The following is a 10,937-nucleotide window of genomic DNA, read 5'->3' as shown; positions in this document are numbered from 1 at the left end:
CCCGTGATGAGCGGACGGGTCTGCATGAGGACCTCTCAAGTAACACGTCTGCATAGGTCCTACCCACCACGGCGCAGGTGGCTAACCAGGAACCCTGGTCACCCCCATTGTGCATAGATAAGGTCTGCACCGTCGCGAACTCCCACGTCGTGTTGATCGACTCGGGCAGCCCCTTGAGTCCGTCACAGACCACGATGCAGACGTCCTCGATGCCGCGGTTCTTGATCTCTGCGAGCACGCCGAGCCAGAACTTCGCGCCCTCGCCGCCGTCGCCGGCCCAGATCCCGAGGATGTCGCGTTCCCCGGTCGTGGTGACGCCGATGGCGACGTAGAACGGCTTGTTGCGGACCTGCCCGTCCCGGACCTTCACCACGATCGCGTCGATGAACACGACGGGGTACACCCGATCCAGCGGACGGTTCTGCCACTCGGTCATCTCCTCGATGACCTTGTCGGTGATCTTCGAGATCGTGTCCTTGCTGACACTGGCACCATAGACGTCGTCGAAGTGCGCGGCGACCTCACCCGTGGTCAGCCCCCGGGCGGTGAGCGAGAGGACGATCTTGGGCTGGAACGACCCGTCACGGTCCCTGGGGACGTCGATCTCGACGGCGCCGATCTCGGTCAGCACCGTCTTGGACCGGGTCCCGTTACGGGCGTTCTCGCTCTCGCTGACCGTGTGCTTCTCGTAGCCGAGGTGCTCGGTCATTTCCGCCTCGAGCGCAGTCTCGAGCACCGTCTTCGTCAACCCGCCGAGCAGGCCTCCCGGCCCGACGAGGCTGACGCCCTGTTCCTTCGCCTGCGCAAGCAGCTGCTCGGCGATCTGTTGCTGATCGATGATCTCTCCCGTCACAGGATCGATCATCTCGATAGCCTGACTCATTGCCCTTCCTTTCGGTCAGGCCAGTCCCAGATCCACCGTTTTCCTGACACTCCCGAAATGTGGAGTGCGTGGGTGTTGGAAATGCGTTAGCAGGTGGTGGTGATCTGCGGGTTTGTTGCATGGGCTCCGTATGGCTCTCTCGCGATGATCTCATAAGCGGACAAGCATTAGTGCATGTCTCTCGTAAGTCCCACAGCTGGCCGGTCGCCACAGCCCAGCGGTTCCCGGTTGCCGCGACCCATGCGCTGGGGAGCCGTTTATCACGCTGTTGCGCGTCACGGGGTAGGAACGTCCCGGCTCATCGTTTATTCGCCCGTGTCGTCGGAGCGTGAACGGTTCTGGGCACGGTTGGCGAGTGCTTTCGTGCCGGCGGCCCTGAGCATGGGTCTGCTGCTGTGGCTTGTGCTTATCGCGGTTGGCGCGTCTCCTGAAGCGTCGGCGGTCGGGATCGTGCTGGTGGGGGTGTCGGCCGGAGTGTTCCTTTGGTGGAAGGCACGTCCGCTTCGTGGACGGGTGGCAATGGCGTGGTCGAGCCGATTCGTGTTCTGGCCTCGTCGTGATGATGAGGATCGTGAAGAGATGATCACGACGCTGTCGTTGCTGATGGAGCGCGCAACAGAGGATCTTCGTCACGGGAGGATCACGCGAAGCGTGTACGACCGCGTGTGGATGGCCGTCTACGAGGAGACGCATGCACTGTCTCCCGCGCGAGATAAGTAAGCACGCGGATTCGCGCTGGGAGCTGGCGCCCGTGACCATCGATGAGCCCACGGGTAGGGATTCGGCGACGCTAGAGAAGTGCTTCTGCGGCGGCGGCAATGGATCTGTGTGCGATTTGGTCCCAGGAGGTCGCGTAGTAGCTCTCGAAGGGTGTGGTGGTGATCCTTTGGTGTACGCGCTCGGCGAGTGCTGCGGGGTCGGTGTGAGGGGTGGTGACGATTCCGGTGATGCAGATGTCGCGGCCGTGGCGCATTTCGATCTCAGCGTGGTGTGCGCAGATCGCTGCGGACAATGCGTTGACGGCGCGGTCAGGGGTCGGTGAGTCAGACGGGACTTCGACGATGTAGAAGATGTGCCGCACCAGGGGGTGCGTGCGCAGCGGCTTCGTGAGGATGTCATGCGCTGCCCGGAGCTGACTCCGGAGCGCTTGCCGAGGGTGGTTCGTGTCGGGCACGCGGATACCCACGATCATGGTTCGCGCCCTCCGGTCGTCGAGTGCGTCGTGATCGTAAGGAACGGGCATGGCAAGATAGGCGAGGCTGCCGAGCGAGTCGCCGTAGAGGAGCAAACGAGCCTTCCCAGACTGCGGGCCTGCCGGGGACGAGCGGGTGGCGTGTCGGATGGTGTCCATTATTTGAGGCACCTGCCTTGCCACTCCTCGTCGTCACTGCCCGGCTGGATGCGGGTGGGGTGGCTGGTGATCTGCCCGAGTGCGATCGTGCCTTCGCAGGGGACGGCGAGGAGGTCACCGGGGGCGCAGGTCTGCGGGAAGGGTGACGATCGGGTACGGCCACGGCGCAGACCCGATTTCGCCGGGGATGAGTTCGATGGTGGTGTTCTTCGCCGTCGACGTGCGGCCGATGAGCCGGCACTCGTCCCAGTAGGGGGCCACCCGGTCGAATCCGCAGTCAGTGAGGGCGACGCGTTTATCGGTGTCGGTGTCGACACGGAGGGTGACCTGGAAGACCAGGACGGTGACGTCGTTGCCGATCCCCTGGGCGTGCGCCTGGGCCGGTTTCGGGTGCGGCAGGTCCCCGGTGAGTAGTGCCGGGGTGCCGGCGATGTCCACCAGTCGCCTCAGGGACACTCCGCCGATCACGACATCCGAAACCGTGGGGACGGTGTGCTCGAGCCAACGTCGGGGTTGGAGAGGGTCAGGGATGCTGCGTCTGAGGGTGGGGAGGATGGCGGTGAGGGTCATGCCTCCACTTCTACGCGGCAACCACCGGGCAGGGAACAGCCCCTCACGGAACTCATGCGCCTTCTCGGCCTGCCGCTAACAGCACCACGCAGAGGGCGCGGCCACTCGCGTCCGTGCCGTCGGCGCGCTCTGCGGGCCTGTGGTGTTAGCGGCCCGTTAGAGTCCGCCCGATCCTCGTATGGGTTCTGTTAGGACGCTTCTTTCGGGGGTGTGGGCGGGTGTTTAATCGTGAGTTGCACCCGCTGTTTCGGGTTGCGCGGCTAGTGGTCCTGCTGTCGCTTGTTATCCGAATGGAGATTGTTGTGCTTGACATCGTCTACGCGCTCGGCGTGATCGCCTTGTTCGTCGTCATCGGGCTGCTGGGGAAGGCGGTGGAGAAGCTGTGATCGTCTTTGAATTTCTCGCCGCCGGTCTCGGGGTCGCGGCGATCGTGTATCTCGTGTTCGCTCTCGTGAAACCGGAGCGCTTCTGATGACCTGGGTGTACGCGCTTCTCGCCCTCGCCACCGTCGCCATCATCCTGGGCATCCTGTACCGCCCGTTCGGTGACTACATGGCCTGGGTCTACACGTCCCGCAAGGACTGGAAAGTCGAACGCGGGATCTACAAGATCATCGGCGTCGATTCCAAGACCGAGCAGACCTGGCAGGCCTACCTGCGCAGCGTGCTCGCGTTCTCCGCGATCGGCCTGCTGATCGTCTACGGCCTGCAACGCCTCCAACAGTGGCTGCCGTACTCGCTGGGCCTGACGGCTCCCTCGGAGGATCTGTCGTTCAACACCGCGGCATCGTTCGTCGGCAACACGAACTGGCAGTCGTACTCGCCGGAGCTCACCGTCGGCTACACCGTCCAGTCCGCCGGTCTCGCGGTGCAGAACTTCGTGTCCGCCGCAGTCGGTATCGCGGTCGCGATCGCTCTGGTGCGCGGTTTCGCCTACCGGCGCTCAGGCACGATCGGGAACTTCTGGGTCGACCTGATCCGCGGCACGTTGCGCATTCTGCTGCCGATCGCCGTGGTCGGTGCGATCGTGCTGATGATCGGCGGAGTGATCCAGAACTTCAACGGGCTCACCACCGTCACCACGATCACCGGCGCCACACAGACGATCCCCGGCGGGCCGACGGCGTCGCAGGAGGTCATCAAGCTGCTCGGTACCAACGGCGGCGGGTTCTTCAACGCGAACTCGTCTCACCCGTTCGAGAACCCCACCGCGTGGACGAACGTGTTCCAGGTGCTGCTGATGCTCGTCATCCCATTCTCCCTGCCCCGCACCTTCGGGCGGATGGTGGGTGATAACCGTCAGGGTTACGCGATCGTCTCCGTGATGGCGATCCTGTACGTGGCGTCGTTCAGCATCCTCACCGCCCTGGAATCGGCCGGCATGGGCACCGCCCCCGGCCTTGCCGGCGGCGCGATGGAAGGCAAGGAGCAGCGGTTCGGGATCATCGGATCGACCCTGTTCGCCACCACCAGCACCGGCACCTCCACCGGCGCGGTGAACTCGATGCACGACTCGTACACCGCGCTGGGCGGGATGATGCCAATGCTGAACATGATGCTCGGTGAAGTCACCCCTGGTGGCGTCGGCTCCGGGCTCTACGCGATCCTGGTCCTCGCGGTCATCGCCGTGTTCATCTCGGGTCTGCTGATCGGACGCACGCCGGAGTACCTGGGCAAGAAGATCGGCCCGCGCGAGATCAAGCTCGCCGCGCTCTACATCCTCGTCATGCCCACCCTGGTGCTGGCCGGAACGGCGCTGAGCTTCGCGATCCCCGGTATCCGGGAAGAGGTGGAGAACACGTCGATCTGGAACTCCGGCATCCACGGCGTGTCCGAGGTGCTGTACGCGTTCACGTCCGCAGCGAACAACAACGGTTCCGCGTTCGCCGGTCTCACCGCGAACACGCCGTGGCTGAACACCACACTGGGGCTCGCGATCTTGCTGGGACGGTTCGTGCCGATCGTGTTCGTCCTCGCCCTGGCGGGCTCTCTAGCCGCTCAGGACAAGGTTCCGACCACCTCCGGCACCCTCCCCACGTACCGTCCGATGTTCATCGGGCTGCTGACCGTGGTCACGATCCTGGTGACCGCACTGGCCTTCTTCCCCGTTCTCGCGCTAGGTCCGCTAGCAGAAGGGCTGATGTAAACAATGTCCACCATCACCGAACCCCGCCCGAAAACGGCGGGCACCCCCACCCGGAAGGGCGGGTTCACCTGGGAACAGGTCCGGACAGCCCTGCCCGGCGCGTTCCGCAAACTCAACCCCAAAGAGCAGTGGCGCAACCCCGTCATGTTCCTCGTCTGGGTCGGCGCCGCGCTCACCACGGTCCTCGCCGTCACGGAGCCGTTCATCGGCGGACCCGCCGATTCCGGCGGCACGGTCGTGCCGTGGTCGTTCACCTGGGCGATCGCGGTGTGGCTGTGGCTGACCGTGCTGTTCGCGAACCTCGCCGAGTCCGTCGCCGAAGGTCGCGGCAAAGCACAGGCGGAAACGCTCCGCAAGACCCGCACCAGCACCATGGCCAACCGCGTTAGCAGCTACGACGCGAAGGCCGACGCTGCTGCGGAGCGGGCCGCGATCACGCAGGTGTCATCCTCCGACCTCACGGTGGGCGATGTGGTGGTTGTGACCGCGGGCGAGCTGATCCCCGGCGACGGGGACATCGTGTGGGGCATCGCGTCGGTAGACGAGTCGGCCATCACGGGCGAATCCGCCCCGGTGGTCCGCGAGTCCGGCGGCGACCGTTCCGCAGTCACCGGCGGCACCCGGGTGCTGTCGGACCGGATCGTGGTGCGCATCACCTCCAAGCCGGGTGAGACGTTCGTGGACCGGATGATCTCTCTCGTCGAGGGCGCGGCACGGCAGAAGACGCCGAACGAGATCGCGTTGAACATCCTGCTCGCGTCCCTGTCGATCATCTTCGTCGTCGTCGCGCTCACCCTGAACCCGATCGCGTCCTACGCGGCCGCCCCCGTGAGCGTCACCGTGTTGGTCGCGCTGCTGGTGTGCCTGATCCCGACGACGATTGGGGCGCTGTTGTCGGCGATCGGTATCGCCGGGATGGACCGGCTCGTGCAGCGCAACGTGCTGGCCATGTCCGGGCGCGCGGTCGAAGCCGCGGGCGATGTGACGACGCTGCTGCTGGACAAGACCGGCACCATCACCTACGGCAACCGGCGCGCCAGCGCGTTCGTCCGCCTGGGTGGGGTGCGGGAGCAGGAGCTGGTCCGGGCCGCCGCGCTGTCGTCGCTGGCTGACCCGACCCCGGAGGGCGTGTCGATCATGGAGCTCGCCGAGCAGGAGCACGGAGAGTTCGACCGGAACACGACCGGGGAGATCGTCCCGTTCACGGCGCAGACGCGCATGTCGGGCCTGGACCTGCCCGATGGTACCCGGATCCGTAAGGGCGCCGGCTCTGCCGTGATGGCCTGGCTGGAAGAGGGCGGTGAACGGTTGCCGTCGTCGCTGGTCGCGGAACTCGACGAGTACGTCGAGCGCATCTCCCAGTCCGGAGGCACCCCGCTCGTCGTCGCAACCAAGGACGCGACCGGTGCGGGGCACCTGCTCGGGGTCGTGCACCTCAAGGACGTCGTCAAGGAGGGGCTGCCGGCGAAGTTCGCCGAGATGCGGGCGATGGGCATCCGCACGGTGATGATCACCGGCGACAACCCGCTCACCGCGGCCGCCATCGCGAAGGAAGCCGGTGTGGACGATTTCCTCGCCGAAGCCACCCCGGAGGACAAGCTCGCCTACATCCGCAAGGAGCAGGAGGGCGGGAATATGGTCGCGATGACCGGTGACGGCACCAACGACGCACCCGCGCTCGCGCAGGCCGATGTCGGGGTCGCGATGAACTCCGGCACGTCGGCGGCGAAAGAGGCGGGGAACATGGTCGACCTCGATTCCGACCCGTCCAAGCTCATCGACGTGGTGCAGATCGGGAAGCAGCTGCTGATCACCCGGGGAGCGTTGACGACGTTCTCGATCGCGAACGACATCGCGAAGTACTTCGCGATCATCCCCGCCATGTTCATGGGCGTGTTCCCGCAGCTCGCCGCGTTGAACATCATGGGCCTGCACTCGCCGGCCTCGGCGGTGCTGTCGGCGATCATCTTCAACGCGATCGTGATCGTGTTCCTCATCCCGCTCGCCTTGCGCGGAGTGAAGTACCGGCCCGGGAACGCGTCCAGCATCCTCGGCCGCAACCTCGCCATCTACGGGCTGGGCGGCGTAATCACCCCGTTCGTCGGGATCTGGCTGATCGACCTGCTCGTCCGCCTCATCCCCGGCTTCTGACACACCTTCGGAAAGAAGAGCACATCATGACCACACAAGCTCGTGGAATCGGGCGCACCATCTGGGTCGCCATCCGCGCCATGGCGCTCCTGACCCTCGCCCTCGGTGTCGGCTACACCCTGCTGATCACCGGCATCGGGCAGGTCGCCCTGCCCGCCCAAGCCAACGGGTCGATCATCACCAACCAGGACGGCGACCCAGTCGGGTCGTCGCTGATCGGCCAGTCCTTCACCGACGCGGACGGCAACCCGCTGCCGGAGTACTTCCAGCCGCGGCCCTCCGCCGCCGGCGACGGGTACGACGGCGGCGACTCCTCTGGGTCGAACTACGGGCCGGAGAACGAGGACCTGATCGCCGCGATCACCGAACTCAAAGCCCAGGTTGCGGAGTTAAACGGCGTCACCGAGGCCGAAGTCCCCGTGGATGCGGTCACCGCGTCCTCGTCGGGACTGGACCCGCACATCAGCCCCGCCTACGCTAGGATCCAGATCGACCGGGTCGCCGACGCACGCGGGATCCCCGCCGAGCAGGTACGGGAACTCGTCGCGGCACACACCCAGGGCCCAGATTTCGGGTATTTGGGAGAATCGAGGGTGAACGTTCTGGAACTGAACCTCGCCCTGGACGAGTTGGAGGACTGATCATGCCGAAACGGGGGCAGCTTCGGGTGTTGCTCGGCGCTGCCCCCGGCGTCGGCAAGACCTTCACCATGCTGGAAGAAGGGCGACGCCTCCTCGGGAACGGGAAAGATGTCGTCGTCGGGATCGTGGAAACCCACGGCCGCGCCGCGACGGCGGCGATGACCGCGGGAATCCCAGCCGTCCCGCGCACACGCATCGAATATCGCGGGGTCACGCTCGAGGAGATGGACCTGCAGGCGGTGCTGGACCGCCGCCCCGAGATCGCGCTCGTCGACGAGCTCGCGCACACCAACGCGCCCGGCTCGAAGAACGACAAACGCTGGCAAGACGTCGAAGAACTCCTCGTCGCAGGCATCGACGTCATCTCCACCCTCAACATCCAGCACATCGAATCCCTCAACGACGTCGTCGAACAGATCACCGGCGTCCCCCAGCGAGAGACCGTCCCCGACAGCTTCCTCCGCGGCGCGGAACAGATCGAGGTCGTCGACCTCGCACCGCAAGCGCTCCGCGACCGGCTCAGCGGCGGATTCGTGTACCCGGCCGAACGCATCGACGCAGCCCTGTCCAACTACTTCCGCCTCGGGAACCTCACCGCGCTACGCGAACTCGCCCTCATCTGGCTCGCAGACGAAGTCGATCAGGCGCTGAAGGGATACCGCAAAGACCACGGCATCGACAGCACCTGGGAAGCCCGCGAACGCGTCGTCGTCGCCCTCACCGGCGGCCCCGAAGGCGAGACGCTGCTGCGCCGCGGCGCGCGGATCGCGGCCCGCTCCGCCGGCGGCGAGCTCATCGCCGTGCACATCACCAGTCAAGACGGACTCCGCACCGGGAACCCGGCGACCCTTGCCGAGCAGCGTGCGCTCGTCGAAAAACTCAACGGCACCTACCATCAGGTCATCGGGGAAGACATCCCCACCGCGCTGGTGGAGTTCGCCCGCTCGGTCAACGCCACCCAGCTCGTTCTCGGCGCCAGCCGCCGCGGACGCGTCACCGCCGCGTTCACCGGACCCGGGATCGGCGCGACCGTCGTCCGTGAATCCGGCGACATCGACGTGCACATGGTCAACCACGCCGCCGCCGGCAAACGCTTCACCCTGCCCCCACTCACCGGAGCGCTCACCCGCAAACGACGCATCCTCGGCTTCGTCGTCGCACTCCTGGGCGGGCCCGCGCTCACCGGTCTTCTGAGCCTGTTCCGCAGCGAAGACTCGATCACCACCGACGTCCTCAGCTACCAGCTCCTCATCGTCATCGTCGCGCTCGTCGGCGGCATCTGGCCAGCCCTGTTCGCCGCCGTCCTGTCAGGCATCACGCTCGATTTCCTGTTCATCGAACCGCTGTACACGATCGACATCCACCAGCCGCACCATCTACTGTCCCTGGTCCTGTGCGTCCTCATCGCGAGCCTGGTGAGCTTCGTCGTTGACCGGGCCGCCCGCAACACCCGAGCCGCCAGACGCTCCGCCGCCGAATCCGAACTCATCCAGACAATCGCCGGCAGCGTCCTGCGCGGAGACAACGCGATCCAAGCACTCATCGACCGCACCCGCGAAGCCTTCCAACTCCCCGGCGTGCGGCTCATGCGCGGCGAAGACGTCCTCGCCCGGTCCGGGGAACCGCTGCCCGACAACCATCACGCCAGCATCCGGATCACCGACGACACCACCCTGGAACTGCACGGCCCGGACCTTGCCGCGTCCGAGCAACGCCTCCTCGCCGTCGTCACCGCGCAACTCGCCGCGACCCTCGAACACGAGCACCTCACCCAGACGGCGAAACAGATCGAGCCGATCGCCGCATCCGACCGAGTGCGCGGCGCGCTCCTCTCGGCGCTCAGCCACGATCTGCGTCGCCCGCTCGCGGCTGCCTCCGCTGCGGTCGGTGGGCTCAAAGCGGCAGGACCCGACCTGGCGTCCGCGCAGAAGAGGGAACTGCTCGACACCGCCGAGGAGAGCCTCGGGGCACTCGCAACCCTGGTCACCGACCTCCTCGACGTCAGCAGGCTTCAGGCGGGCGTGCTCACCATCGCGGAGATCCCGACCGATCCCGCCGAGACCATCGCGCCCGCCCTCGACGAACTCCACCTCGGCCCCACCGACGTCACCCTCGCGCTCAATCACGGTGACGCGGTCGCGCACGCCGACCCTGTCCTGCTCCAACGCGTGCTCGTCAACCTCCTCACCAATGCGCACCGCTACAGCCCGGCCGGCACCCCCATCCAGGTCAGCACCAGCACCTTCGCAGACCGGCTCGAAATCCGCATCATCGACCACGGCCCCGGCATCCCGCCTGAGAAACTGGACGACATCTTCCTGCCCTTCCAACGCCTCGGCGACACCGACAACACCACCGGCCTGGGCCTGGGCCTTGCCCTCTCGCGCGGTTTCATCGAAGCCATGCACGGCACCCTCACCCCCGAAGACACCCCTGGTGGCGGACTCACCATGGTCATCTCCCTCCCTACGATCCGCACGAGCAAGGAGCCATCATGAAAATCCTCATCGCCGACGACGACCCCCAGATCCTTCGCGCCCTGCGCATCACCCTCACGGCCAAAGGGTATGAGATCTTCACCGCAGCTGACGGTGCCCAGGCGATCGCTGCTGCCATCGACCACCACCCGGACATCTTCCTGATCGACCTGGGCATGCCTGAACTCGATGGCATCGAAGTCATCCATGGAATCCGCGGCTGGTCCCAGGCGCCTATCCTCGTCGTGTCCGGCCGCGCCGGCGCCGCCGATAAGGTCGAAGCCCTCGATGCCGGCGCCGACGACTACATCACCAAACCCTTCGCCGTCGAAGAACTCCTCGCTCGCATCCGCGCCCTGACCCGACGTGTTCCCCAAGAAGACGCCACGCCCGTGGTGCACCTCGGCCGCGTCACCATCGACCTCGCCGCCCACAGCGTCACCCGCGACACCCCCGAAGGGGAACGTCAAATCCGGCTGACCCCCACCGAGTGGCAGCTCATCGACATCCTCATCCGCAACGCCGGGAAACTCGTCACCCGCCAAACCATCCTCACCACCATCTGGGGCACCGAGCACGCCGAAGACACCGGCTACCTTCGCCTCTACGTCTCCCAACTCCGCCGCAAACTCGAAGAAGACCCGGCCAACCCCGTCCACCTGCTCACCGAACCCGGCATGGGCTACCGGCTCGACGGCATGACCACCTGACGCTCAGCA

At 66.0% G+C, this 10,937-nt stretch carries 11 protein-coding genes; 8 read left to right on the top strand and 3 right to left on the bottom strand.

All coding sequences use genetic code 11. From position 1 onward, the window contains the following. A partial coding sequence (locus FYJ24_RS11720) for an IS256 family transposase (RefSeq protein WP_225872151.1) occupies window positions 1-883 on the bottom strand: 883 nt, incomplete at its 3' end. 240 nt (window positions 884-1,123) lie between these two features. On the opposite strand from FYJ24_RS11720, the gene FYJ24_RS11715 reads away from it, so the two are divergent. Further along, window positions 1,124-1,603, top strand: a complete 480-nt coding sequence (locus FYJ24_RS11715) for a DUF6611 family protein (RefSeq protein ID WP_206192698.1) — start codon at window positions 1,124-1,126, stop codon at window positions 1,601-1,603. A gap of 70 nt (window positions 1,604-1,673) precedes the next feature. On the opposite strand, the gene FYJ24_RS11710 is transcribed toward FYJ24_RS11715, so the two are convergent. Next, the gene (locus FYJ24_RS11710) at window positions 1,674-2,171 is read right to left on the bottom strand and encodes a hypothetical protein (RefSeq protein ID WP_154546605.1); all 498 of its coding nucleotides are present in this window, start codon (window positions 2,169-2,171) and stop codon (window positions 1,674-1,676) included. 177 nt (window positions 2,172-2,348) lie between these two features. After that, entirely contained in the window at window positions 2,349-2,672 is a 324-nt protein-coding gene (locus FYJ24_RS11705) for a hypothetical protein (protein ID WP_206192697.1), read from the bottom strand. Between the two features lie 350 nt (window positions 2,673-3,022). Between FYJ24_RS11705 and FYJ24_RS11700 the strand changes: the two genes are divergently transcribed. The 7 genes from FYJ24_RS11700 to FYJ24_RS11670 are packed head-to-tail and all read left to right on the top strand — an operon-like array spanning window position 3,023 to window position 10,928. After that, window positions 3,023-3,190, top strand: a complete 168-nt coding sequence (locus FYJ24_RS11700) for a hypothetical protein (protein ID WP_154546603.1) — start codon at window positions 3,023-3,025, stop codon at window positions 3,188-3,190. Further along, on the top strand, window positions 3,187-3,276 hold the full coding sequence (locus tag FYJ24_RS11695; protein WP_206192696.1) for a potassium-transporting ATPase subunit F: 90 nt from the start codon (window positions 3,187-3,189) through the stop codon (window positions 3,274-3,276). Before FYJ24_RS11700 ends, FYJ24_RS11695 begins: the two co-directional genes overlap by 4 nt. Next, window positions 3,276-4,949 (top strand): potassium-transporting ATPase subunit KdpA, encoded by a 1,674-nt coding sequence (kdpA, locus tag FYJ24_RS11690; RefSeq protein WP_154546601.1) that lies wholly within the window; start codon window positions 3,276-3,278, stop codon window positions 4,947-4,949. The genes FYJ24_RS11695 and kdpA overlap by 1 nt, the downstream gene beginning before the upstream one ends. 3 nt (window positions 4,950-4,952) lie before the next feature. Continuing rightward, window positions 4,953-7,100 carry a potassium-transporting ATPase subunit KdpB gene (gene kdpB, locus FYJ24_RS11685; RefSeq protein ID WP_154546599.1) on the top strand — a complete coding sequence of 716 codons (2,148 nt, stop codon included), beginning with the start codon at window positions 4,953-4,955 and terminating at the stop codon, window positions 7,098-7,100. 26 nt (window positions 7,101-7,126) lie between these two features. After that, window positions 7,127-7,741, top strand: a complete 615-nt coding sequence (gene kdpC / locus FYJ24_RS11680; RefSeq protein WP_154546597.1) for a potassium-transporting ATPase subunit KdpC — start codon at window positions 7,127-7,129, stop codon at window positions 7,739-7,741. A 2-nt stretch (window positions 7,742-7,743) separates the two neighbouring features. Continuing rightward, entirely contained in the window at window positions 7,744-10,239 is a 2,496-nt protein-coding gene (locus FYJ24_RS11675) for an ATP-binding protein (RefSeq protein ID WP_154546595.1), read from the top strand. Then, complete coding sequence (locus tag FYJ24_RS11670; protein WP_154546593.1) at window positions 10,236-10,928, top strand: response regulator; 693 nt, start codon at window positions 10,236-10,238, stop codon at window positions 10,926-10,928. The genes FYJ24_RS11675 and FYJ24_RS11670 overlap by 4 nt, the downstream gene beginning before the upstream one ends. Window positions 10,929-10,937 lie beyond the last annotated feature (9 nt).

The sequence above is a fragment of the Scrofimicrobium canadense genome (assembly GCF_009696615.1).
GTDB classification, from domain to species: domain Bacteria; phylum Actinomycetota; class Actinomycetes; order Actinomycetales; family Actinomycetaceae; genus Scrofimicrobium; species Scrofimicrobium canadense.
Note: the sequence above shows the minus strand (reverse complement) of the source record. Positions and strands in the feature narration are given on the sequence as shown.

Excerpts from the sequence above, each read along its gene's own strand:
- FYJ24_RS11715 (WP_206192698.1), top strand. The coding sequence starts at position 1,124 with ATGCGCTGGGGAGCCGTTTATCACGCTGTTGCGCGTCACGGGGTAGGA.
- kdpA (WP_154546601.1), top strand. The coding sequence starts at position 3,276 with ATGACCTGGGTGTACGCGCTTCTCGCCCTCGCCACCGTCGCCATCATC.
- kdpB (WP_154546599.1), top strand. The coding sequence starts at position 4,953 with ATGTCCACCATCACCGAACCCCGCCCGAAAACGGCGGGCACCCCCACC.
- kdpC (WP_154546597.1), top strand. The coding sequence starts at position 7,127 with ATGACCACACAAGCTCGTGGAATCGGGCGCACCATCTGGGTCGCCATC.
- FYJ24_RS11675 (WP_154546595.1), top strand. The coding sequence starts at position 7,744 with ATGCCGAAACGGGGGCAGCTTCGGGTGTTGCTCGGCGCTGCCCCCGGC.
- FYJ24_RS11670 (WP_154546593.1), top strand. The coding sequence starts at position 10,236 with ATGAAAATCCTCATCGCCGACGACGACCCCCAGATCCTTCGCGCCCTG.